Below are 22432 nucleotides of genomic sequence, written 5' to 3'. Positions count from 1 at the left end.
CTCAACAGCGGAGACGAAGCGATGACGCGGGCCGAATTTGCCAAGGGCTCGGCGACGTTCCTGGTGGTGATCGTTGCCGGATTGCTGTCAGAGGCCTATCTGGATCGGCACCTCGCTGCTGCCGAGACGGACAAAAAAGCGACGTCGAGCGATGGCACCGAAGCCTCGGCACCGACCACATCGTCGGCGGCATGCGTCGGGAAAGACGGCTCCTGGAAAAACTGGCCGTGGTCGAACGTGCCGATACTATCGCCAAAATGCCGCGAGGATCGTTAGCCGCTCGTGGGCAGCGTCACACACCGCGAAACAGCACGCCAACCATCAATGCAACATAGGCGATGGCCAGGACGTCGAAGACCCGCGACGAACTGACGATCGGGACGGAAACGTGAGCATAATGAACGAGAAAGGCGATAACCGCCAGCACCAGCGAAATCAGGAATATCACGAGCGACGGCGGCGTCAGCGCAAAACCTGCGCGGCGGTAAGGCATGCCCCTCTCCTGTTCGATCGGACCTAGAGAACGAGGTTGCAACAGACTCGCAACGTTTTGGTTCCCGCTTTTTTATCCCCCCTCGAACTGCAGCCGCGCCAGCCTTGCATAAAGCCCGTTCGCGGCGACCAGTTCGGCATGCGTGCCTTGTTCGACGATCTTGCCCTGGTCCATCACCATAATGCGGTCGCAGGACAGCACGGTCGCGAGGCGATGTGCGATGACCAGCGTGGTGCGGTGGCGCATCAATTCCTCCAGCGCGGTCTGCACCAGCGTCTCGCTTTCGGCATCGAGCGCGGAGGTCGCCTCGTCGAGCAATAGCAGCGGCGCGTCGCGCAGGATCGCGCGCGCGATCGCGATGCGCTGGCGCTGGCCGCCGGACAGCGTCACGCCGCGCTCGCCGAGCTGCGCCTCGAAGCCGCCGGGCAGACGCCGGACGAATTCGGTGGCATGCGCCAGATCGGCGGCGCGCTCAACCTCGGCATCGCTGGCGTCGGGCCGGCCGAAGCGGATGTTTTCGCGCGCGGAGGCCGCGAACACCACCGTGTCCTGCGGCACCAGCGCGATGCGCGCGCGCACGTCAACCGGATCGGCCGATCTGACCGGTACGCCGTCGAGCGAAATCGTGCCGCGCGCGGGATCGTAGAAGCGCAGCAGGAGATGAAACAGCGTGCTCTTGCCCGCCCCTGATGGTCCGACGATCGCGACCTTTTCGCCGGCCTTGACCGCGAGCGAGACGTTGTCGATTGCGAGCACGTCCGGCCGCGTCGGATAGGCGAAGCTGACATGATCGAAACCGACGTCGCCGCGCGCAGGCTGCGGCAGTGCTGCCGGCTGCGGCGGCGCCGCGATCTGCGATTTCACGCGCAGGATCTCGAACAGCCGCTCGGCGGCGCCCGAGGCGGCCGAGACTTCGCCCCAGACCTCGCTGAGCTGGCCGAGACCGGTGGCGGCGAACGCCGCGTACAGCACGAACTGGCCGAGCCGGCCCGGCGTGATCTGGCCGGTCAGCACGTCGTGCGAGCCGACCCAGAGGATCGCCACGACGCTGGAGAACACGATGAAGATGATGATCAGCGTCAGCACCGCGCGCGCCCGCGTCGAGTTGCGTGCCGCCTCATAGGCCTGTTCGACCTCGCCGCCGAAGCGGCTGGTCGCCAGCCGCTCGCTGGTATAGGCCTGCACGGTCCTGATCGCGCCGATCAGTTCGGAAGCGTAGGCGCTGGCGTCCGCCAGCGTATCCTGTGCGTTGCGCGACAGCCGCCGCACCCAGCGTCCGAACGCCACCAGCGGAATCACGATCAGCGGAATCGCCAGCAGCACGAAGCCCGACAGTTTTGGGCTCGTGATCACCATCATGGCGGTGGCGCCGATGAACAGCATCATGTTGCGCAGCGCGATAGACACCGAGGCGCCGACCGCGGATTTGATCTGGGTGGTATCGGCGGTCAGCCGCGACACCAGTTCCCCCGAGCGCGCGGAATCGAAGAACGCGGGCGACAGCGAGACCAGATGCGCGAACACGTCGCGCCTGAGATCGGCGACGATGCGCTCGCCGATCGTCATGACGAGATAGTAGCGCGACGCGCTTGCCGCGGCCAGCACCGCGACAATGGCGATCATGACGCTGAAATAGCTGTTGATCAGCGCGATGCCTTCGGGGCTGAAGCCGAAATCGATCATGCGCCTGACCGCGATCGGCACCACCAGCGTGGTGATCGCCGCAACCGTCAGCGAGATGAAGGCAAGCAGCGCGCGTCCACGATAGCGCGCGACGTAAGGCGCCAGCGCCAGCAGCGGGCGGAGCCTGGCGCTCGTCTTGGCCGGCGACTGCGTCAACTGGGATTCGATGAAGGCCTCTTCCTCAAGCAGCGCATCGCGCCGTGGAGGCGTGCTAGGGGGGGCCTCAAACTGTTCCGCTGCGCTCATGAAATCCGACCGGTTTTGCCGCCCCCAGATAGGCCCCTCGGGGCCCCTCTGGCAAATCCGGCAGATTCCCAATCAGGGCTTATACGTAGCTTGTTTTGGCGGGCGGCTTACGTTATAGAGCCGCCAAATCCCGTATCCCCTGACATTTGCGACGGGCGCCGGCGCGCCGAAGGATATGCCATGAAAGCCGAAATTCATCCGAATTATCATATGATTACGGTCGTGATGACCGACGGGACCGAGTACCAGACCCGCTCCACTTGGGGCAAGGAAGGCGACAAGCTGAACCTCGATATCGACCCCAAGTCGCACCCGGCCTGGACCGGCGGCTCGCAGCAGCTCCTCGACCGCGGCGGCCGCGTGTCGCGCTTCCAGAAGAAGTTTTCGGGCTTCCTCAAGAAGGACTGAGGGTTTTCGGGTCCCCTCCCTGCTCCCGCCCAGACATGAAAAACGCCCCGGTTTGCCGGGGCGTTTTTTGTTTCGCTCGTCATTGCGAGGAGCGAAGCGGAGGCATGGATTGCTTCGCTTCGCTCGCAATGACCATGGAGAGGCTTACTGCTCGAACGCCGCCTTCAGGCGGTTGAGCTGCGGCACCAGCGGGTTGCCGATCGGGGCCCGTTCCGCTGGCGGCGTGTGGATCGTGGTGTCGAGCCGGCGAACCCGCGTCTGCAGGCTCATCGAGCGCGCAATCAGATCCTGCAATTGCTGCGGCAGCTTTGCGATCATGTCCTCAGCACCGGGATCGGCGGCCGTAAGCTTGACCTTGGTCTTTTCCCGATTGGCCTGGGTCAGCGTCATCTCGCCTTCCTTGACCGCGCGATGCAGCAGCAGCCAGGATGCGAGCTGCATCAGGCGGGTGGTGAGGCGCATGCTTTCGGTTGCGTAAGTGAGGCTGACGGAACGTTCGAGCGCCTTGGCCTCGGTGCGGCCGTCGCCGTCGAGATAGGCGGCGGTTTCCTCAACCAGGTCCATGCCTTCCCGAAACAGAACTCCGAATGCCGCGGAATTGGTGAGCCGCTCGCTGAACAGAACGAGCGCGGATTCGCTTTGCGAACGGTCCGCCATGGTTAACGCCCTCACGCCACTACTTGCCCCGCCGGCTGTGAACCACCGGCTTATGATGAACAAATCATTGCTCGGGCGAAGTCGAGAGTCCAGCGGCAACCGGATTTATGGTTTCCAGCGTATGGGGGCACAAAATAGCCGTGCTGCGCACAAAAAAGAGCCGCCGTTTCCGGCGGCTTTTGAAGTTGATAACAGGGAGGCGTCAAACAGAGTGGACAGGAGCCACTCGGTGTCCAAACGAGGACGATGCCAGTCATAATCGAGAAAGCTTAATCCTTCGTAAACGAGCGATTTTCTTCAGGGATTATTTGCCATGTCGGCCAGTGGCCGAGTTTAATCTTGACTCCAACCACAGGGGCGTCCTGCGGAGCAGGGACCCATAACACCGGCGGTCGTGATTGCGGGAAAAGTCGGCCAGCGGCCTGCCACAAGATGGGCCGCGGCGTATTGGTCCGGGATCGCGTTCGCTGCGCTCACTTGTCCGGGACGACGGGATGAGAGATCGGGCTGCAAAATCCTACGTCTTGAAAAAGCTGTTCGCCGCATCCTTTGACGCGCGCTTTTTGGCGACGGCCTGTTGCAACCTTTCGATCTCCGAATTCATCAGCGCGATGCGCTCGGTCAGTTCCTCAACCGACAGCAGCGACAGGTCCTGCCCGATCTCGTGGGTGATTTTCTTCCGCGGCTTGTCGTCATCCTCGATGGCCATGCGTTTCTCCGTGCTCTCGGCGATCCCCGGAGCGGTTGCCAGCCGGAGCCGGGCTGGCTAATCAGGGGCCGCCTTCAAAATTCCCGCATTTCGCAAGGACAAATCATGGAAAAGCTGCCCGCGCAAATGACCGTCATCGGCATCAGCAAGCCCGGCGGCCCCGAGGTATTGTTGCCGGAAACCCGCGCCGTGCCCGTGCCCGGTCCGGGCGAAATCCTGGTCAAGGTGATGGCCGCCGGCGTCAACCGCCCGGACGTCGCGCAGCGCTCCGGCGCCTACCCGCCGCCGCCCGGCGCCAGCGACCTGCCCGGCCTTGAAATCGCAGGCGAAGTAGTCGCCCTCGGCGCAGGCGCCACCAGGCACAAGCTCGGCGACAAGGTGATGTCGCTGGTGGCGGGCGGCGGCTATGCCCAATACTGCATTGCGCAAGACGCGCAGGCGATGGCGGTGCCGCCGTCGCTCTCGATCCAGGAAGCCGGCGCGCTCCCGGAAACGCTGATGACGGTCTGGCACAATGTGTTCGAGCGCGGCGCGCTGAAGCCGGGCGAGACCTTGCTGATCCACGGCGGCTCATCCGGCATCGGCACCATGGCGATCCAGCTTGCGAAAGCGTTCGGCTCGAAAGTGATCGTGACCGTCGGCTCGCAGGACAAGATCGACGCCTGCCTGAAACTCGGCGCCGACCGCGCCATCAACTACAAGACCGAGGACTTCGTGGCCGTGGTCAAGGCGGAGACCAACAATGTGGGAGCCAACCTGATCCTCGACATGGTCGCCGGCGACTATGTCGATCGGAACTATGATGCCGCCGCGGTCGATGGCCGCATCGTGCAGATCGCAACCCTCAACGGACCCAAGGTCACCGTCAACATTGCCAAGGTGATGGTGAAACGGCTGACCCACACCGGCTCCACGCTGCGCCCCCGTACTAATGCGGATAAGGCGGCGATGGTCGCGGCGATCGAGGCCAAGGTCATGCCACTATTGCGCGAAGGACGGGTAAAACCGCTGATGGACAGCTCATTCCCGCTGGAAAAGGCCGCCGACGCACACCGGCGGATGGAGACCAGCGCACATATTGGCAAAATTGTGTTGGCGGTTTAGCCGATCGCCAGCGAAGCGAAGGCGGAAACCCTTTGATTCGCTTCGCTTTCATGTCATTTATCGCGGACACCGCCGGACTATTCGCAGGCCCGGGAGGTCGTTGTTCTCGGAGTACTGACATTGCGTCTGATCAGGTGCCTTGCGCGGTTAGCGCTGGGCCTCATGATTGTTGCGGTCGCGCCAGCGGCGCACGCCATTGACGCGGTCAGCGTCCGCAGTGACGCGCCTGCCATCGATCTCACCGCAGTCCTCGACCACCAGCGCAGCGAAACCGACCGCATCCAGGTTTCGACGGCGCCGGGAACCGACGGCATCGTCCGCCGCATCGAAGTCCGCGCCCGCGAAGGCGGGCAGAACTGGGTGGTGTTCGCGCTGGCCAACAACACCGACGACCAGCTCGACCGCCTGATCGTCGCCCCGCATTATCGCATCGTGTCGTCCGGCCTGCTGTGGCCCGACCTCGGCCTGTCGCGCATCGCAACCATCACCCCGTCGACCGGCGATCGTCCGGAACGCCAGGAAAGCGCGACCGCCGACATCTTCCGCATCACGCTCGATCCCGGCGCCGTCATCACCTTCGTCGCCGAACTGCGCACCGACAAGCTGCCGCAGCTCTATCTGTGGGAACCCGACGCCTACAAGGACAAGGTCAACTCGTTCACGCTCTACCAGGGCATCGTGATCGGCATCTCCGGCCTCCTGGCGCTGGTGCTGACGATCCTGTTCGTGGTCAAGGGCAGCATCATGTTCCCGGCTGCCGCAGCACTTGCCTGGGCGGTGCTGGTCTATATCGGCGTCGATTTCGGCTTCTGGGGCAAGGTGCTCGACATGTCGAACAACGCCGAGCGCGTCTGGCGCGCGGCGGGCGAAGCGATCCTGGCGGCGACGCTGCTCGTGTTCCTGTTCGCCTATCTCAATCTCAGCCGCTGGCATGTGCGCTATTCCCACATCACCGTCGGCTGGCTCGCCTTCCTCGGCTCGCTGGTGGCGCTGGCGCTGTTCGATCCCGCGGTCGCCTCCGGCATCGCGCGCATCTCGCTGGTGCTGATCGCCTTCGCCGGCTTTGCCCTGATCGTCTATCTCTCGACGCATGGTTTCGACCGCGCGGTGCTGTTGATTCCGACCTGGTTCCTGCTGGTGGTCTGGGTGATCGCGGCCGGCATGACGGTGGCGGGCTCGGTGACCAACGACATCGTAGGCCCCGCTTTGCTCGGCGGCCTCGTGCTGATCGTGATGCTGATCGGATTTACGGTGATGCAGCACGCCTTCGCCGGCGGCGGCGCGACCACCGGCATCGTCTCCGACGTCGAGCGCCGCGCGCTGGCGCTGACGGGCTCCGGCGACCTGATCTGGGACTGGGACGTCTCGGCCGACAAGGTGTTCACCAGCCCGGAGACCGAAAGCCTGCTCGGGCTGAAACGCGGCACGCTGGAGGGCCCGGCCGCAAAATGGCTCGAGGTGCTGCACCCGCTCGACCAGGATCGCTTCCGCGCAGCCCTCGACAGCGTGCTCGACCAGCGCCGCGGGCGGCTGGTGCAGGATTTCCGCCTGCGCACGCCCGATGGCCATTTCATGTGGTTCGCGCTGAAGGCACGCCCGGTGGTCGGCTCCGACGGCGAGGTCTCGCGCGTGGTCGGAACGCTGACCGACGTCACCGAGATCAAGAACGCCGAAGAGCGCATGCTGCACGATTCCGTGCATGACAACCTCACCGGTCTGCCGAACCGCAAATTGTTCATGGATCGCCTTGGGGCGGTCGCCAATTTCGCCAAGAGCATGCCGACCCTGCGGCCGACGCTGATGGTGATCGACCTCGACCGTTTCAAGCAGGTCAATGATTCCGTCGGCATCGCGGTCGGCGACTCCATCCTCTTGACGCTGGCGCGGCGCCTGACGCGCATCCTGAAACCGCAGGACACGCTGGCGCGGCTGGCCGGCGACCAGTTCGGCCTGATCCTGTTGTCGGAGCAGGATCCGGCGCGCATCACCGCGTTCGCCGAAACCATCCGCAAAACCATCCGCGCGCCGATCGCCTTCAACGACCGCGAGATCTTCCTGACCGCTTCCATCGGGCTCGCGCTGTCCGATCCGCAGACGCAATTGACCGACGAGATCATCAAAGACGCCGAGCTTGCGATGTATCACTCCAAGCGCATCGGCGGCGACCGCATCGACGTCTACAAGCCCGCGATGCGCGCCCGCAAGACCGACCGCCTGACGCTGGAAAGCGAACTGCGCCGCGCCATCGAGCGGCAGGAAATTACGATCCTGTACCAGCCGATCGTGCGGCTGGAAGACCGCTCGATCGCCGGCTTCGAGGCCCTGGCGCGCTGGGATCATCCCAAGCTCGGCCGGATGTCGCCGTCGGAATTCATCTCGATTGCCGAGGAAATCGGCCTGATCGTCGATCTCGGCATGTTCGTGATGGACCAGACCGCGCGGCAGCTTTCGGTGTGGCAGCGCGCGATGCGCTCGCGCGAGCCGATCTTCGCCTCTGTCAACGTCTCCTCGCGGCAGTTGCTGCGCCATGATTTGATCCACGATATCCGCACCGTGCTGTCACGCTCGTCGGTGGCGCGGGGCACGCTCAAGCTGGAATTGACGGAATCGCTGGTCATGGAGAACCCGGAGCACGCGGCGCAGATGCTGACCCGCATCCGCGAGCTCGGCACCGGGCTGTCGCTCGACGATTTCGGCACCGGCCATTCCTCGCTGGCCTATCTGCAGCGTTTTCCCTTCGACACCATCAAGATCGACCAGTCCTTCGTGCGCACCACGAGCCGCGGCACGCGCCCCGTGATCCTCAAATCGATCATCGCGCTCGCCCACGACCTCGGCATGGACGTGGTGGCGGAAGGCGCGGAGACGGATTCGGACGCGGTGGAGCTCTATCAACTGGGCTGCGAATACGCGCAGGGCTTTGCCTTCGGCGAGCCGATGGACGCCGACGCCGCGATGCGGCTATTGACGGAAGAGCGGCTCGAGGCGGCGAGCTAAGCGGCCTCGGCGAAGGACCCCTACGCCGCTCGTCTGTGAGGTGGTGGGGCCAATTGCCTTTGCTACAACTACGCCCGGGGTTATGAATCCCCGCCTTTCTACCCGCGGCGCGCCACGTGTTACCACCAGCCCGGTTGCATCTGACGATAGTACTGGCCGCCGCGCCGGCGCGTATTGCCGGCTTGGGGGTCCCGATCGCGTTGGAAATTGAAGAAGCCGAAGCCATCGTCGCCCTGGACGTCGTCGCTCGCAACGAAGACATCGGCTGTCGGCCGCCGCGTTAAGAAGCCGCCCTGGGGTTGGTTGTTCAGCACCGCGACAAACTCCGTGCGATAGTTGGTCTCGCGGCTCAGCGGCTCGTCCGAGATGACGATCGAGGATCGCGGCAATGCGGTCGGCGCGATGCGATCGAGCACATCCTGCGGAACGGCGATGCGGTCGAGCGCAGCCTTGGCGTTGTCGCCGTTGTCGATCGTGACCGCAGTCCAGCGCAGGCCCGCCTCGCTGCGCGCCACCGCCGTGAACACATGCGTGCCGATCGGTCTTTCGGGATTGCGGATCGTGACCGGAACCTCAATCGTCGCATCGAACACGATGCCGCCGCCGTCAGGTGCCGGCTTATGCGTGGGGCGGCGCACGTAAAGCTTCTGCGTCGCGCGGCTGATGTAGATCGAGACCGGCTCGAGCGCGAGCCTCGCCTCGCTCGCCGCTTTGGCGGTGTCGGCTTTCCGCGTCTGCGCCGTCTTGGCCGCTTCCTTTGCGACGGCGGCGGCGTCGAGCTTCGATTTCGCGTCGGCCCTGGCGGTGTCGAGCTGGTTCCCCAGTTCCGCGGCCTTGGCGACGGCCTTTTGCTTGAGGTCCTCGGCCCGCGCCTTGGCCTCGTCCGTCCTGGCGGCGGCGAGCGCCTTGTCGGCGTAAGCGAGCTCGGCGGCGGCGCGGGCCTTGAACCCCTCCAGCTTGCGCAACGACGCCGACAGCGACGCCGACTCGCGCGTCGCTGTCGCGGCGGCTTTCTTCGCCTCGTCGGCCGTCTTGGCGGCCTCGGCCGCCTCACGGGGGAGCGCCTCGGCCCTGGCCGGCGCGGCCGCGATGGCCTCCGCCTTCGGCACCAGCAGCGCCGGATGGGAGAACTCGACCGGCTCGGCGTTATCAGGCGAGATGATCACCCGCATCCCGATCCGCGTCCTGTCGAACAACTTCTCGGCAAAGCCAAAGGGCATCCGAATGCAGCCGTGCGAGGCCGCATACCCCGGCAGCGGCCCGCCGTGCAGCGCGATGCCGTTCCAGGTGATGCGCTGCATGTTCGGCATCTCGGCATCGTCATAGAGGGTCGAGCGGTGTTCCTTCTCCTTTTCGAGGACGGCGAAGATTCCGGCCGGCGTCTCGCGTCCCGTGGTGCCGGTCGACACCGGCGCGCGCATGATCCAGCCGTCGGCGTCGTAGAAAGTGACCTGCTGGGCCTTGATCGACACGATCGCCATGATCGGCTCGCCTGCATCGCGCGGCGCCGTCGCCTCGGTGGGAGGCTTGGGGCGCGCCTGTCTCGCCGCGGCGTCGGCGGTCAGCGCCGTCACTGCTGCCATCGCCGCAAGCGTCACAATGGCGGGAGGGCCCCAACGCCGTATCGCCACGGTGGATCGCGCCGTCGTAAATCGATTCACCATGCCATGCCCCGGTTGAAATGCCTGTCCGCGCTTGCATCGATCAAGTATCAGATCGCGATTTTGGACTAACTAACCGCCGCCGCCATCCACGCCGCCAATTTGCTCCTTAAGACTATCGGCACGTTCCGTTGGCAATTCTCTCATATACGACAGCCCGCGTAGCAGGAAGCGTGTCTCGCGGCGGAAAATTGGCACTTTTTGGACGTGCAGCACGGAGCAAGACGACGTCGGCTCCAGAGGGAAAAGCAGACGTCCCTGCCGGTGATGACGGGTGAGCGGCGCGCCCTCACCGCCTCACCGGCATCTTCTTGAACTTCACGCTCTTCCCGTCCGCCTGCCGCGTCGCGATATAGCCGGCTTCCAGGCAGGCCTCGCGCTGCGGCATCTTCTCCTGCGGGCTGCGCAGCGTTTCCCACCATGATGCGCGGTGCGCGGCGCGCGGCAGGGCTGCGTCGATGATCTCCTCGATCTGTTCGAAACTCAGCACGAATTCAGGAAGTTTCTGCTTCTTCAGATAGTTCCGCAGCAGGTCGTAGTCGTTCACCCGTGTCTCCAATGGCGATTTGCATAAAACCGTCGCTCCCGGCAACCAAGCGTTAACTGATTATCATATCGCTGTCGCCGTTTAAGGCCGCAACAACATATCTGGCAGCATACCGGAAGGCTTGGAGCGGACCATGCTGTTCGGACGGCAAAGCGACGTGGCCGGAAAGGGTTGGTTCAGGAGAGACTCCGGCCGCCGGCCCTGGCGATTGTCTGCGAAGCTGTTGATCGCGTCGTCCATTGCGACCGTGATCGGTTTCTCCGCGATTTGCACCAGCGTCATGCTCGACATGCGCCGCGGCGAGGAAGAGCTCGCGCGCCAGACTCTGGAAAATCTCGCTGCCGGCATCGATGCCGACATCAGCCGGAATATCGAACTTTACGACCTCTCGCTACGCAATGTCGTCAGCAACCTGGTGATACCGGAGATCAAGGGCGTCAGCAAAGAAATCCAGCACCTGATCCTGTTTGATCACGCCGCCACCGCCAAACACTTCGGCGCCATCCAGGTGTTCGACGCGCAGGGCAAGCTGACACACGACGCGGCAAGCCTCGATCCGGCGCCGGAGGATCGCAGCGACGAGGAGTATTTTTGGGTTCATCGCTCCGACCCCGATGTGGGCCTATATATGAGCCGCCCGATGCTGCGCCGCGGCGCCTATTCGATCGTGCTCAGCCGGCGCATCAACGATACCGATGGCGGCTTCCTTGGCGTCGTGGTGGGCTCGATCCGTTTCACTTATTTCCATGACCTGTTCGGCCGGCTCACCCTCAACCCCGGCGATACGATCACGGTGTTGCGCCGCGATCGAACGATCATCATGCGGACGCCGTTTGACCTCGATGTCATCGGAAAGAATCTGGCGGAGCGGCCAAACTGGCGGGCGGACAATCTGAAGGAAGGCACGGCCTATGCCGGCGTCGGGCCGGTGGATCCGACGCCGCGGCTTTATGTTCGAAGCGGCAGCACGAATCTGTTCTTTGTCGTGGTCGGAAAGCCGCTGGCGAGCATCCTGAACCTTTGGCACCGGGAAGTGCTGCGGATCGGGGCGGTCATGATGGTGCTGATCCTGTTCGTGGTCGGTACCACGCTGTTCCTCGCGCGCGAGATCGGCCGCCGCGCCGAGGCCGAGCGCAAGCTGGAGGAGCTGGCGACGACCGATGCGCTCACCGGCCTGAAGAACCGGCGCAAATTCGATTCCGAAATCGATCTGGAATGGCGGCGGGCGGCGCGCAACGAGACCTCCATCGCGGTGCTGATGATCGATGCGGACCACTTCAAGGCCTACAACGACACCTACGGACACCAGGCCGGCGACCAGGTGCTGGTCGGCATCGCGATCTGCATTTCGGACTCGGTGCGGCGGTCGGGCGACTGTCCGGCGCGCTACGGCGGCGAGGAATTCGCGGTACTCCTGCCGGGCCTCTCGGCGGTGGAAGCGTTCACCGTCGCCGAAACCATCCGCCTGAAGGTCGAACAGTGGGCGGAAGACCCCAGCGTGACGACCGTCAGTATCGGTGTGGCGAGCATGACGCCGGCTGCGCCATTGAGCTGGCCCGACCTCATCGAAGCCGCCGACAAGGCGCTCTATGCCGCCAAAGCCAATGGCCGCAATCAGTCGGTGGTCGCCGCGATCCCGCAGCTGGCGCTGGTGGCGTAAGCGTTCACCACCGCACCGTCGTCATTGCGAGCGAAGCGAAGCAATCCATGCCTCAGCGCATGCGGAGCGATGGATTGCTTCCGCCTTCGCTCTTCGAGCTACGGCGGACAAGTCGTCGCGTTCGCTCCTCGCAATGACGGCGACAACAGCGTCGGCCTTCCTCACTTCTCCAGATACTTCTTCATCTCTGCGCGCAGGCCGTCGCGAAGGTCGGGGCGTGCCATTCCGTAGGCGATGTTGGCGCGCAGGAAGCCGGATTTCGAGCCGCAATCGTGCCGCTCACCCTCGAACTCCACGCCGTAGAAGCTTTGCGTCCTGGCGAGGGTTTTCATCGCATCGGTGAGCTGGATCTCGTTGCCCGCGCCGCGCTCCTGGGTCTCCAGGATCTTGAAGATTTCCGGCTGCAGGATGTAGCGCCCGGTGATCGAAAGGTTTGACGGCGCGGTGCCCTTCGGCGGTTTCTCCACCATGCCGTTGACCTCGAACATATTCTTGGCGAGCCGCTTGCCGACGCCGCAGATGCCGTATTGATGGGTGAGATCGTCGGGCACCGCTTCCACCGCGAGCAGATTGGACTTGCCGCCGAGCTTGCTGGCAGCCTCGATCATCTGCTTCAGGCAACCCGGGCTGTTCAGCACCAGTTCGTCCGGCAGCAGCACGGCGAACGGCTCGTCGCCGACGATGTCGCGCGCGCACCAGACCGCGTGCCCGAGGCCGAGCGGCGCCTGCTGGCGGGTGAAACTGGTGGCGCCGGCTTCGGGCTGGTCGCGCGCCAAAATGTCCTGCTCGGCCTTCTTGTTACCGCGCGCGGCCAGCGTGGTGTCGAGCTCGAACATCCGGTCGAAATGATCCTCGATCACGCCCTTGTTGCGCCCGGTGACGAAGACGAAATGCTCGATGCCGGCCTCCTTGGCCTCGTCGACCACGTACTGGATCAGCGGCTTGTCGACGATGGTCAGCATTTCCTTCGGCATCGCCTTGGTGGCGGGCAGGACGCGGGTGCCGAGACCGGCGACCGGGAAAACGGCTTTACGGATTTTCATGGGATGTCGAGGGCCTTGGAAATGAGGAATTTTGGGAACGGGGAAAGTGCTTTGATTGCACGTTGGTAGCCGGTTTGCATCCCCCAACAAAGGCGGATGTATGGTGCCAGTTGTTTCGCCTCCCCTTGCGCTGGCCGGGGGCGACAACGAAATTCCGCCTCTGTTAAGCTGTTGGAAACCGTGGCAGGGCCTTCTGAACCGGGGTGAGAAACAACGGACGGACACTGAATGGGTTTGCCTGAACGAGCGATGACCAATCGAGCCGGCGCGATCATGATCGCGGCGGCGCTGGCGTGTTCCAGCCAGGCCGTTTTTGTCAGCCCGTCCCAGGCCCAATCCTCCGGCAACGGGGTTTCGAACTTTTTCGGCAACATCTTCTCCGGTCCGAAATCCGGCCCGGCACCGCAGGCCGCGCCCGGCCCGGACGGCGGTCCGCCGGCGCCGCCCCCTTGGAGCGGCGAGGACGGCGCCTCCGGCCATCCGCTGATGACGGCATCCGCGATCCGGCAGGCGGCCGCGAATTTTCAAAATTGCGTCGCCTCGATGTGGCCGGATGCCGCACGGCGCAACATCACGCAAGCGAATTTCGAGCGCTTCACCGCTGACCTCGAGCCCGATTTGCGCATCATGGACCTGATGGATTCGCAGCCCGAATTCACCAAGGCGATCTGGGACTATCTCGACATCCTCGTGAACGACAATCGTCTCGCCAAGGGCCGCGAGATCCTCGCGAAATACAAGCCGCAGTTCGACGCGGCGGAGAAAGCCTACGGCGTCGACCGCTACGCGATCGCCTCGATCTGGGGCATCGAGTCGAACTATTCGACGCAGATGGGCGACCGCAACGTGGTGCAGTCGACGGCGACGCTGGCCTGCATCGGCCGCCGCCAGGCGTATTTCAGGGACGAATTCCTCACCGCGCTGGAAATCCTCAACCGCGGCGATCTGCGTCCCGAACAGATGCGCGGCTCCTGGGCCGGCGCGTTCGGGCCGACGCAGTTCATGCCGACCGCCTTCAAGCGCTACGCCGTGGATGCTGACGGCGACGGCCGCCGCGACGTCGTCGACAACGCCGCCGACCTGATCGCCTCCACCGCCAACAACCTCAAGAAGGACGGCTGGCAGACCGGCCGAAGCTGGGGCTACGAGGTGGTGCTGCCGGAGGGTTTTAATTTCATGCTGGCGGACAAGGCCAAGGCGATGACGATCGCGCAGTGGCAGAGCCAGGGAATGAAGCGGGCCGACGGCAAGCCGTTCCCTGACACCACCGAAAAGGCCTATCTGCTGGCGCCCGCCGGCGCGCAGGGGCCCGGCTTCCTGATGCTGCAGAATTTCCGCGTGATCATGAAATACAACCCGGCGGAGGCCTATGCGCTGGCGATCGGCCATTTTGCCGACCGCCTGCGCGGCGGGGCGCCGTTCGTGCAGCCCTGGCCGCGGCAGGAACGGGTGCTGTCGCGCGCCGAGCGGCTGGAACTGCAGCAGCTCCTGGCCCAGCGCGGCTTCTATCGCGGCACGCCGGACGGCCAGTTCGGCGGCCAGACCCGGGAGGCGCTGCGCAGCTTCCAGGCCTCGATCGGGACGCCGGCGGACGGATTCGCCTCCTCCGACGTCCTGGAGCGGCTGCGGGGGCGGTAGAGCCTTTAGTTTTAGTTTTGACCCGTTTTCTTTACGCGAACCGGACTCCACCTCGCTCGAAAACGCTATGAAAGTCAGGTTTTCCGCCCGAAAGTAACCCTGAAAACCACGATTCGGCAGAAGCCTTGACGGTCGGGCCGGAACCCCGGTTTATGGGGAAAATCTGCCCGCTTGCGGCCCGATTCCGCTACTATATTTCACGCCTCACGATCCATTGCGACCGAGCCGGATGCGAAAGCCAAAGTCCTTCTTGCGCGTGTTCACCGACACTGGCCCGCTGGTGGCGCTGGCGGTTGCGATCGCGCTTCTGATCGGGATCGTCGGCCCTGCCTCGGCGCAGTTTTTCAATTTCGGTGGCTTCGGCGGTCCGCCGCAGCGGCAAGCGCCACAACGTGGCGGCGGCTGGTTCGGCGGCGATTTCTTTGCACCCTTCCAGCAAGGGCCTCAGCAGCAGGCGCCGCGCCAGGATTTCTCCCGCGCGCCTGGGCCCGCCAAGCGCGACACGGTGCCGGAACGTAACGTGCTGGTGCTGGGCGACGCCATGGCCGACTGGCTCGGCTATGGCCTGGAAGACGCCTATGCCGAGCAGCCCGACATGGGCGTGATCCGCAAGCACAAGACCGCCTCCGGCCTGATCAAGTATCAGCCGCGCGGCGAGCCCGCCGATTGGGCCGCGGCCGCCAAGGGCATCCTCGCCAACGAAAAGCCGGATGCCATCGTCGTCATGCTCGGCCTCAACGACCGCCAGGCCATCCGCGAAGCAGCGCCTGAGAAGAAGAGCGACAAGAAGGACGACAAGAAGGACGCGCGCGCCAAGCCGGGCGATGCAAAGTCCAAGCCTGAAAGCTCGACTGATACTGCCAAGGCCGATGCTGGCAAGACTGATGGAACCAAGGCAGACACTGCCAAGGCTGATACCGCGAAGGCTGACGATGCCGAGGACGATGATACACCGCAAATCGCAGCCCCCGAAAAGAGCGCGCGCTCAGGCGGCGGGCTCTACGAATTCCGCGACGAGCGCTGGGTCGAACTCTACGCCAAGAAGATCGAAGAGCTGATCGGCGTATTGAAATCCAAGGGCGTGCCGGTGTTGTGGGTCGGCCTGCCTGCGATCCGCGGGCAAAAGGGAACGGCCGACATGCTGTTCCTGGATGCGCTGTATCGCGACGGCGCCGGCAAGGCCGGCATCACCTATGTCGATATCTGGGATGGCTTTGTCGATGAAGCCGGCCGCTTCCTGCAGAAAGGTCCCGACTTCGAAGGCCAGATCCGCCAGTTGCGTACGGCCGACGGTGTCTTCTTCACCAAGCCCGGCGCGCGCAAGCTTGCACATTATGTCGAGCGCGAAGTGACGCGCCTGCTCGCTGCCCGCTCCGGGCCGATCGCCGTGCCGATCGAACCGGCAACCCCAGACGCCAATGTCGTGCCGGGTCAACCGGCGCCGCGTCCCCTCGCCGGACCGGTCATGCCGCTGGTGGCCTCTTCCGTTGGCACGGATCAGTTGCTCGGCGGTCCCGGCTCGCGTCCGGCCGGGGTCGATGCGCTAGCTGCGCGCACGCTGGTGAAGGGTGAAGCGCTGGCGGCACCGGCTGGCCGCGCCGACGATTACGCCTGGCCGCGCCGGGAAATCGGCCGCGAGCAGGCCAAGGGCGATACGCCGGTAGCAGCCACCTCTCCGAGCGGAACGGTGACGGCGGTGCCCGGACAGAAGCAGCTTTTGCTTCCGCCGCCGCAGCAAACGTTACAACAACAGAAGAAGCAGCAGCCGATGCAGATCCGACCCGCGCAAACCAACGGGCCGTCGCTGCGCGATTTCTTCGGCGGGTTCGGCGCGGCGCCGCGTCAGCCCGCGCCGCCTGCGGCCGCACCGCCGCGTGGACCCGTGGCCCCGGGCGTGCCGCGCCCGCCGGGTAATGTCGGACGATCGGCCGAGGTCCCGCCGGGCAATCTCACGCGATTCTGACGCCTCACCGTGAGACGCGCGTTTCCCGACGATGCATTGCATCGCCGGCGAACTAATCAGGACCGTTCTGGAGCCCCGTTCCGATGGAATCGGAACGGGGCTCCAGATTTTTGATTTGACGCGTTTTCTTGACGCGAACCGGTCTCCACTTCGCTGGAAAACGCTCTAGCCGTAATAGCGCCAGCGCGGCGGCGGGCGGCGCGGCGGGCGCGTCATCAACAGCGCCAGCGCAAATCCAATTCCACCTGCGACCAGCAGCGCGCCGAGCGGATTTTCCTGCACGGTCTTCGCTACCGCTTGCTGGCCGCTGCGAACGGTGTCGCCGCTGTTTTCATAAGCATCCTTGGCGTAGTTGACGGCGGCATCCGTGGCGTCGCGGGCGGCATCCTTGGCCTGGCCGTAGAGATTTTGCACCGTGCCGACGGCTTCGCGCGCGCGGCCCTCGGCCTGCGTCTTCGCATCGCCAGCCATGTCGCCGACAGCGCCTTCGACCTTACCGGCAAAATCCTTGGCCGAGCCGACAATCCGATCCTTGTCCATCGCGATTACTCCCTGTTTCAGGAAAGGTAACCGGCGAGACCCGTTCAGGTTCCTGAAGCGCTCGAAATGCCCCGGTTCAGAACGCTTGGCTCAAAGTATAAGCCCGCCATCGACCACGATGGTCTGGCCGATGATGTAGGACGAAAGCGGCGAGGCCAGGAACAGCGCCGCGCCGGCCATGTCGGCGGGCGTGCCGAGCCGCTTCAGCGGGATCCGCTCCAGCGCGCCTTCGAGCCGCTTCGGATTTGATGTCGTCGCCTTGGTCATCTTGGTGTCGACCAGGCCGGGCGCGATGCCGTTGACGCGGATGCCATTGCCGGCCCACGCCTCGCCGAGCGTGCGCGTCAGTCCGACTGCGCCGGTCTTCGAGGCGTTGTAGGCCGGATTGCCCATGGTGGAGTGATAGGCGGCGGTCGAGCTGACGATGATGAGCGAGCCTTGGCTCGCGCTCAGCATCGCCTGGAATTTGGTCGCGCATGCCATCAGGCTCATCAGGTTGACTTCCACGACCTTGCGAAAGCCATCCATCTCGAATTCGCCGCGGCGGTAGATCACCGCGCCTTGCGCCAGCACCAGCACATCGAGTTTCGCGAAAGTTGGCTTGAAGGATTCGATCGCCTGAGCATTGCTGACGTCGAGCCGGAAGTAGTCGAGACCTTCGAGATGCGACCCTTCGTCGGGCGAATAGTCGGCAGCGTTCGCGCGGGTGCCGCAGACGGCAACATTCGCGCCCTTGGCGCGGAACGCCTGCGCGATACCGTTACCGATGCCACTGGAGCCGCCAACCACCAGCACCTGCCTGCCGCTGAAATCCAGTTCGTTCATCCCTGCGATCCTTCTTTTTTGTGTTCTAATTCAAGCCTTCGTCGAGGAATTTGACCATCAGAATCTCGTCGTAGTATCGGCCGTCCTGCTTGAGGGCTCGCTTTTCGTAGCCGTACTCGACAAAGCCCATGGCACCGTAAAGCCGGCACGCAGCTTTGTTCTCGTTCACCACAGTCAGCTGGACCATCTCCACGCGCCCGTCCGCATGGTCGAGCACAGCCGCGACAAGTCTTTTTCCAAGATTCAAATTTCGCGCAGCGGCTCGAACATACATGCCCCAAAGCAGCCCTTTATGCGCCTGCTTCGAACCTTCCGGCGCGGCATATCCGGCTATTCCCATAAGCGCTCCGTCAAGGAATGCGCCGAAGACATCTGCGCGGACAACGACCGCTTCGAACCACGACAGCGGTTGCGCGTTTTCTCTCTCAAACGTGCTGGCGAAAGCCTCGGGATTTCTTTTCAACGCCTCCAGCCGGATATCCCTGTAGAGGGCGGTGTCTGAAGTCTCGAGGCGACGAATCTGCAGAGGGGGAATGTCGGCCACCGTTGCACCTGTTGCTGCCTGGTTTGACCTGTCTGCGGATCGGTGCCAGCCTTGTCAATCCCGCAACGTGCACCACGCATCTCTGTCCGGACCGCATCATGTCAGATTTCAAGCAGCTCAGCCGCTCGGTCAAAGGCCTGACCGTCCTCGTCACCGGCGCCGCCAGCGGCATGGGACGCGCCACGGCGGAGGTGTTCGCGAGCGACGGGGCCAATGTCGCCGTCACCGATATCAGCGCGGAAGCCACGCGGGCCGTCGCCGGCGAGATCGCATCAAGGGGCGGCTCGGCAAGAGCCTGGACGCTCGACGTCGCCGACCGCGACAACATCAACGATGTGGTCGACAATGTCGCCGCGCATTTCGGCGGGCTCGATATTGTCGTCAACAATGCCGGCATCTCCGTGCGCGTCGCGATCGACGATGACGGCTATGACGAGGCATGGGCAAGAGGCCTGGCCGTGATGCTGACGGCGCACCAGCGCATCATCCGCGCTGCACTGCCTTACCTGCGCAAATCGAAATCGCCGCGGATCGTCAACATCGCCTCCACCGAGGCGCTCGGCGCCACCGCATTGCACAGCCCCTACTCCGCCGCCAAGGCCGGCGTGGTCGGCCTGACGCGCTCGCTGGCGGTTGAACTCGGCCGCGACGGAATCACGGTGAACTGCATCTGCCCGGGGCCGATCCTCACGGGCATGACCGCCCGGATCGCCGCCGAGCACAAGGCAATCTACGCCAGGCGCCGCACCGCCCTCGGCCGCTACGGCGACCCGGAGGAGGTGGCGCACATGACGCTGAGCCTGTGCCTGCCGGCAGCCTCCTTCCTGACCGGTGCGGTGATCCCCGTCGACGGCGGGTTGATGGCTCGAAACGCGTAGCGGGCATGCGTCCGCAGCGTTGACTTGGATACGTCGGAGAGTAATTTTTCTTCCAAATGGAGTGGGACAAAACCGCCCGCCGCTTTCAGGAGAGACGCCATGACGGTCACGATCCGGCAGCTTCATCCGCATTTTTTCGGCGAAGTTTCCGGCGTAGACTTGCGCAAGCCCCTGACGCCGCAGGAAGCGGCCGATATCGAAGCCGGCATGGACAAATATGCCGTGCTGCTGTTCCGCAACCAGGACATCACGGACGAACAGCAACTGGCTTTTGCGCTGAATTTCGGCGAGCGCGAGAAGGCGCGGGGCGGCACCATCACCAAGAAGGAAGACTACCGTCTGACCACGGGGCTGAACGACGTTTCCAACCTCGGCAAGGACGGCAAGCCGCTGCCGCGCGACAGCCGCACCCACCTGTTCAATCTCGGAAACTGCCTGTGGCATTCCGACAGCTCGTTCCGGCCGATCCCGGCAAAATTTTCGCTTTTATCGGCGCGGGTGGTGAACCCGAAGGGCGGCAACACCGAATTCGCCGACATGCGCGCGGCCTATGACGCGCTCGACGACGACACCAAGGCCGAGATCGAGGACATGATCTGCGAGCATTCGCTGATGTATTCGCGCGGCTCGCTCGGCTTCCTGGATTATTCGGGCGAAGAGAAGGAAATGTTCAAGCCGGTGCTGCAGCGCCTGGTGCGGACGCATCCGGTGCACCGCCGCAAGTCGCTGTACCTGTCATCGCATGCCGGCGCGATTCTGGGCATGAGCGTGCCGGAAGCGCGGCTATTGTTGCGCGATCTCACCGAGCACGCCACGCAGCCGGAGTTCGTCCACGTCCATAAATGGACGTTGCATGACCTCGTGATGTGGGACAACCGCCAGACCATGCACCGCGTGCGGCGCTACGACCAGTCGCAGCCCCGCGACATGCGCCGGGCGACGGTAGCCGGCACCGAGCCGACGGTGCAGCAGCAGGCGGCGGAGTAGAGAGCGAAGGCTGTAGGGTGGGTAAAGGCGCACTTGCGCCGTGCACACCATCCATCCAAACCGTTGTCGTGAATGATGGGCACGCTTCCGCCTTCGCTCTACGAGCTACGGCGGACAAGTCGCTTTGCCCACCCTTGCGAATCGGATCTACGCGTGCCCGGCCTCGTTCGACAGCATGCCGGGATCGATGCCGATCTTGCGCAGCGCGCGCTGGTATTTTTCATCGACGTCGTCGCCGAAGACCAGATCCGGATCGGCGTCGCAATGCAGCCAGCCATTGTGCTGGATCTCGCTCTCGAGTTGGCCCGGCGCCCAGCCGGCGTAGCCGAGCGCCAGGATCGCGTGCTTCGGCCCGGTGCCCTTGGCGATCGCCTTGAGGATGTCCACCGTCGCAGTCAGGCAGATGCCGTCGTCGATATTCAGCGTCGCATCCTGGATGAAGAAATCGCTCGAATGCAGCACAAAGCCGCGGCCGGTATCGACCGGGCCACCCTTCAGCACCTGCATGGTCTCGGCGTTCTCCGGCAGCTTGATCTGGTCGGCCTTCTGGATGATGTCGAGTTGCACCAGCAATCCCGGAAAATCGATGCTGCCGGCCGGACGGTTGACGATGATTCCCATCGCCCCTTCCGACGAATGCGCGCACATGTAGATGACGGAGCGCTCGAAGCGCGGGTCACCCATGACCGGCATGGCGATCAGCAGCCGGCCGTCCAGATAGCCCTCATTGGACGAATTATCGCCAATGCCGGCGGCTTTGCGGCGAACGGGCTTCGGTGTTTTGCCTTCAGGGCTCATCCGTAAAGGCCTCTCTTGCTGATTGCATATCCTGATATCGGGTTGGGTTTCTGTCAATCAAGCTTCCGGCATCATTCGGCGGCCGATCACACGCAATTCAATGGTTTGCGCCGCAACTTGCCTGTAAAGACGTCCCATGATCGTGCTGGTTCCCCTACGCGCCGCGCTCGGCGTCGCCGCTTTATGTGTCGCGTGTACGACGTCGGAGGTTCGCGCCGAGGATGCGTCGCCATGGCAACGCGACGCCCATTCCGCGGTCCGGCTGCTGGCGGGATCGCGCAGCGGCACGGTGCTGCTCGGCGGCGTTGCCATCCAGTTGCAGCCGGGATGGAAAACCTATTGGCGGACGCCCGGCGATTCCGGCGTTCCGCCGCGCTTCGACTTCTCCAAATCGGACAATGTCGAAGCCGTGACCGTGCTGTGGCCGGCACCGAAGAAATTCGACGATGGCGCCGGCGGCACCGCGCTGGGATACAAGCAGCAGGTCGTGCTGCCGTTGCGGATCGTCGCCAAAAATGCCGACAAGCCGGTGACGCTGCGCGCCCACGTCAGTTACGCCGTCTGCGACAAGCTCTGCATTCCGGTCGAAGCCCATGCCGAACTGGCTTTTGCGAGCGTCGCAAGCACCGAGGACGGCACGCTGTCCGATGCGCTTAATACCGTGCCTAAGCCCGCCAATGTCGGCGACCCCAATCCGCTGACCATCCGCGACGTCAAGCGCGAGGGAAAGAACAACGTGCTGGTCGACGTGACCGCGCCCGAGGCCAAGGAGGTCAGCCTGTTCGTCGAGGGGCCGACGCCTGACTGGGCGCTGCCGGTTCCCAGACTGGTCGAGCAAAGCCCGCCCGGCGTCAAACGGTTTACCTTCGAACTCGACGGCCTGCCGCCCGGCGCCAGCCCCGACGGCGCCGCGCTCAAACTGACGCTGGTCAGCGGCGACCGGGCCTACGAGTTCAACGTCAGTTTGAACTGACGTCCGCCGGCAGTATGGGCGCAGCCATCGCCGAGCGGCCCCAGCTTCCGCCAGCGCGCAAGAAGCACTGCTCACGCT

At 64.2% G+C, this 22432-nt stretch carries 21 protein-coding genes; 10 read left to right on the top strand and 11 right to left on the bottom strand.

Going from position 1 to position 22432, the window contains the following annotated elements; translation table 11 throughout:
• Positions 1–21: 21 nt before the first annotated feature.
• Positions 22–276, top strand: coding sequence for a hypothetical protein (locus tag JQ624_RS14100; RefSeq protein WP_212419484.1), 255 nt, complete (start codon positions 22–24; stop codon positions 274–276).
• Positions 277–292: 16 nt separating this feature from the next.
• On the opposite strand, the gene JQ624_RS14095 is transcribed toward JQ624_RS14100, so the two are convergent.
• Both JQ624_RS14095 and JQ624_RS14090 read right to left on the bottom strand, forming a co-directional pair.
• Positions 293–493, bottom strand: coding sequence for a hypothetical protein (locus JQ624_RS14095; RefSeq protein ID WP_212419483.1), 201 nt, complete (start codon positions 491–493; stop codon positions 293–295).
• A gap of 72 nt (positions 494–565) precedes the next feature.
• A complete protein-coding gene (locus tag JQ624_RS14090) occupies positions 566–2422 on the bottom strand; it encodes an ABC transporter transmembrane domain-containing protein (RefSeq protein ID WP_212419482.1) in 1857 nt (618 codons plus the stop codon).
• 180 nt (positions 2423–2602) lie between these two features.
• Between JQ624_RS14090 and rpmE the strand changes: the two genes are divergently transcribed.
• Positions 2603–2830, top strand: a complete 228-nt coding sequence (gene rpmE, locus JQ624_RS14085; RefSeq protein ID WP_025588166.1) for a 50S ribosomal protein L31 — start codon at positions 2603–2605, stop codon at positions 2828–2830.
• A 144-nt stretch (positions 2831–2974) separates the two neighbouring features.
• Here the strand turns inward: rpmE and JQ624_RS14080 are convergent, their stop codons facing one another.
• Both JQ624_RS14080 and JQ624_RS14075 read right to left on the bottom strand, forming a co-directional pair.
• A complete protein-coding gene (locus tag JQ624_RS14080; protein WP_212419481.1) occupies positions 2975–3487 on the bottom strand; it encodes a DUF1465 family protein in 513 nt (170 codons plus the stop codon).
• 517 nt (positions 3488–4004) lie between these two features.
• Positions 4005–4196: a DUF1192 domain-containing protein gene (locus tag JQ624_RS14075; protein ID WP_212419480.1), complete on the bottom strand. Its 192-nt coding sequence runs from the start codon at positions 4194–4196 to the stop codon at positions 4005–4007.
• 105 nt (positions 4197–4301) lie between these two features.
• Between JQ624_RS14075 and JQ624_RS14070 the strand changes: the two genes are divergently transcribed.
• Positions 4302–5300 (top strand): NAD(P)H-quinone oxidoreductase, encoded by a 999-nt coding sequence (locus JQ624_RS14070; RefSeq protein ID WP_212419479.1) that lies wholly within the window; start codon positions 4302–4304, stop codon positions 5298–5300.
• A gap of 120 nt (positions 5301–5420) precedes the next feature.
• Positions 5421–8297 carry an EAL domain-containing protein gene (locus JQ624_RS14065; protein ID WP_212419478.1) on the top strand — a complete coding sequence of 959 codons (2877 nt, stop codon included), beginning with the start codon at positions 5421–5423 and terminating at the stop codon, positions 8295–8297.
• A 119-nt stretch (positions 8298–8416) separates the two neighbouring features.
• Here JQ624_RS14065 and JQ624_RS14060 read toward each other — a convergent pair whose 3' ends face one another.
• Both JQ624_RS14060 and JQ624_RS14055 read right to left on the bottom strand, forming a co-directional pair.
• The gene (locus JQ624_RS14060) at positions 8417–9961 is read right to left on the bottom strand and encodes a L,D-transpeptidase (RefSeq protein ID WP_212419477.1); all 1545 of its coding nucleotides are present in this window, start codon (positions 9959–9961) and stop codon (positions 8417–8419) included.
• Positions 9962–10247: 286 nt separating this feature from the next.
• Positions 10248–10505 (bottom strand): hypothetical protein, encoded by a 258-nt coding sequence (locus JQ624_RS14055; protein ID WP_212419476.1) that lies wholly within the window; start codon positions 10503–10505, stop codon positions 10248–10250.
• Between the two features lie 133 nt (positions 10506–10638).
• On the opposite strand from JQ624_RS14055, the gene JQ624_RS14050 reads away from it, so the two are divergent.
• A complete protein-coding gene (locus JQ624_RS14050) occupies positions 10639–12165 on the top strand; it encodes a diguanylate cyclase (protein ID WP_212419475.1) in 1527 nt (508 codons plus the stop codon).
• Between the two features lie 161 nt (positions 12166–12326).
• Here JQ624_RS14050 and galU read toward each other — a convergent pair whose 3' ends face one another.
• Complete coding sequence (gene galU / locus JQ624_RS14045; RefSeq protein ID WP_212419474.1) at positions 12327–13208, bottom strand: UTP--glucose-1-phosphate uridylyltransferase GalU; 882 nt, start codon at positions 13206–13208, stop codon at positions 12327–12329.
• A gap of 249 nt (positions 13209–13457) precedes the next feature.
• Here galU and JQ624_RS14040 point away from each other — a divergent pair, with 249 nt between their 5' ends.
• Both JQ624_RS14040 and JQ624_RS14035 read left to right on the top strand, forming a co-directional pair.
• The gene (locus tag JQ624_RS14040) at positions 13458–14846 is read left to right on the top strand and encodes a lytic murein transglycosylase (RefSeq protein WP_409334323.1); all 1389 of its coding nucleotides are present in this window, start codon (positions 13458–13460) and stop codon (positions 14844–14846) included.
• Between the two features lie 229 nt (positions 14847–15075).
• A complete protein-coding gene (locus JQ624_RS14035) occupies positions 15076–16809 on the top strand; it encodes an SGNH family hydrolase (protein ID WP_212419473.1) in 1734 nt (577 codons plus the stop codon).
• Positions 16810–16974: 165 nt separating this feature from the next.
• Here the strand turns inward: JQ624_RS14035 and JQ624_RS14030 are convergent, their stop codons facing one another.
• The 3 genes from JQ624_RS14030 to JQ624_RS14020 form a co-directional block, all read right to left on the bottom strand.
• Positions 16975–17349 carry a CsbD family protein gene (locus JQ624_RS14030; RefSeq protein ID WP_212419472.1) on the bottom strand — a complete coding sequence of 125 codons (375 nt, stop codon included), beginning with the start codon at positions 17347–17349 and terminating at the stop codon, positions 16975–16977.
• A gap of 90 nt (positions 17350–17439) precedes the next feature.
• Positions 17440–18174 carry an SDR family NAD(P)-dependent oxidoreductase gene (locus JQ624_RS14025; protein ID WP_212419471.1) on the bottom strand — a complete coding sequence of 245 codons (735 nt, stop codon included), beginning with the start codon at positions 18172–18174 and terminating at the stop codon, positions 17440–17442.
• A 25-nt stretch (positions 18175–18199) separates the two neighbouring features.
• The gene (locus JQ624_RS14020) at positions 18200–18718 is read right to left on the bottom strand and encodes a GNAT family N-acetyltransferase (RefSeq protein ID WP_312014417.1); all 519 of its coding nucleotides are present in this window, start codon (positions 18716–18718) and stop codon (positions 18200–18202) included.
• 98 nt (positions 18719–18816) lie between these two features.
• On the opposite strand from JQ624_RS14020, the gene JQ624_RS14015 reads away from it, so the two are divergent.
• Both JQ624_RS14015 and JQ624_RS14010 read left to right on the top strand, forming a co-directional pair.
• The gene (locus JQ624_RS14015) at positions 18817–19596 is read left to right on the top strand and encodes an SDR family NAD(P)-dependent oxidoreductase (RefSeq protein WP_212419470.1); all 780 of its coding nucleotides are present in this window, start codon (positions 18817–18819) and stop codon (positions 19594–19596) included.
• A 99-nt stretch (positions 19597–19695) separates the two neighbouring features.
• Positions 19696–20583: a TauD/TfdA family dioxygenase gene (locus JQ624_RS14010; protein WP_212419469.1), complete on the top strand. Its 888-nt coding sequence runs from the start codon at positions 19696–19698 to the stop codon at positions 20581–20583.
• A 147-nt stretch (positions 20584–20730) separates the two neighbouring features.
• On the opposite strand, the gene JQ624_RS14005 is transcribed toward JQ624_RS14010, so the two are convergent.
• The gene (locus JQ624_RS14005; RefSeq protein WP_212419468.1) at positions 20731–21381 is read right to left on the bottom strand and encodes a YqgE/AlgH family protein; all 651 of its coding nucleotides are present in this window, start codon (positions 21379–21381) and stop codon (positions 20731–20733) included.
• A 136-nt stretch (positions 21382–21517) separates the two neighbouring features.
• Here JQ624_RS14005 and JQ624_RS14000 point away from each other — a divergent pair, with 136 nt between their 5' ends.
• Complete coding sequence (locus JQ624_RS14000) at positions 21518–22354, top strand: protein-disulfide reductase DsbD domain-containing protein (RefSeq protein WP_212419467.1); 837 nt, start codon at positions 21518–21520, stop codon at positions 22352–22354.
• Positions 22355–22432 lie beyond the last annotated feature (78 nt).

Source organism: Bradyrhizobium sp. AUGA SZCCT0283 (assembly GCF_018130385.1).
GTDB lineage: Bacteria > Pseudomonadota > Alphaproteobacteria > Rhizobiales > Xanthobacteraceae > Bradyrhizobium.
This window is presented reverse-complemented; position numbering and strand designations above follow the sequence as displayed.

What these genes read in the sequence shown, in the direction of transcription:
- JQ624_RS14000 (WP_212419467.1), top strand. Translation starts at nt 21,518, where the DNA reads ATGATCGTGCTGGTTCCCCTACGCGCCGCGCTCGGCGTCGCCGCTTTA.
- JQ624_RS14035 (WP_212419473.1), top strand. Translation starts at nt 15,076, where the DNA reads ATGCGAAAGCCAAAGTCCTTCTTGCGCGTGTTCACCGACACTGGCCCG.
- JQ624_RS14005 (WP_212419468.1), bottom strand. Translation starts at nt 21,381, where the DNA reads ATGAGCCCTGAAGGCAAAACACCGAAGCCCGTTCGCCGCAAAGCCGCC.
- JQ624_RS14030 (WP_212419472.1), bottom strand. Translation starts at nt 17,349, where the DNA reads ATGGACAAGGATCGGATTGTCGGCTCGGCCAAGGATTTTGCCGGTAAG.
- JQ624_RS14075 (WP_212419480.1), bottom strand. Translation starts at nt 4,196, where the DNA reads ATGGCCATCGAGGATGACGACAAGCCGCGGAAGAAAATCACCCACGAG.
- JQ624_RS14015 (WP_212419470.1), top strand. Translation starts at nt 18,817, where the DNA reads ATGTCAGATTTCAAGCAGCTCAGCCGCTCGGTCAAAGGCCTGACCGTC.
- JQ624_RS14040 (WP_409334323.1), top strand. Translation starts at nt 13,458, where the DNA reads ATGACCAATCGAGCCGGCGCGATCATGATCGCGGCGGCGCTGGCGTGT.
- JQ624_RS14070 (WP_212419479.1), top strand. Translation starts at nt 4,302, where the DNA reads ATGGAAAAGCTGCCCGCGCAAATGACCGTCATCGGCATCAGCAAGCCC.
- JQ624_RS14010 (WP_212419469.1), top strand. Translation starts at nt 19,696, where the DNA reads ATGACGGTCACGATCCGGCAGCTTCATCCGCATTTTTTCGGCGAAGTT.
- JQ624_RS14090 (WP_212419482.1), bottom strand. Translation starts at nt 2,422, where the DNA reads ATGAGCGCAGCGGAACAGTTTGAGGCCCCCCCTAGCACGCCTCCACGG.
- JQ624_RS14100 (WP_212419484.1), top strand. Translation starts at nt 22, where the DNA reads ATGACGCGGGCCGAATTTGCCAAGGGCTCGGCGACGTTCCTGGTGGTG.
- JQ624_RS14050 (WP_212419475.1), top strand. Translation starts at nt 10,639, where the DNA reads ATGCTGTTCGGACGGCAAAGCGACGTGGCCGGAAAGGGTTGGTTCAGG.
- galU (WP_212419474.1), bottom strand. Translation starts at nt 13,208, where the DNA reads ATGAAAATCCGTAAAGCCGTTTTCCCGGTCGCCGGTCTCGGCACCCGC.
- JQ624_RS14025 (WP_212419471.1), bottom strand. Translation starts at nt 18,174, where the DNA reads ATGAACGAACTGGATTTCAGCGGCAGGCAGGTGCTGGTGGTTGGCGGC.
- JQ624_RS14060 (WP_212419477.1), bottom strand. Translation starts at nt 9,961, where the DNA reads ATGGTGAATCGATTTACGACGGCGCGATCCACCGTGGCGATACGGCGT.
- rpmE (WP_025588166.1), top strand. Translation starts at nt 2,603, where the DNA reads ATGAAAGCCGAAATTCATCCGAATTATCATATGATTACGGTCGTGATG.
- JQ624_RS14080 (WP_212419481.1), bottom strand. Translation starts at nt 3,487, where the DNA reads ATGGCGGACCGTTCGCAAAGCGAATCCGCGCTCGTTCTGTTCAGCGAG.
- JQ624_RS14095 (WP_212419483.1), bottom strand. Translation starts at nt 493, where the DNA reads ATGCCTTACCGCCGCGCAGGTTTTGCGCTGACGCCGCCGTCGCTCGTG.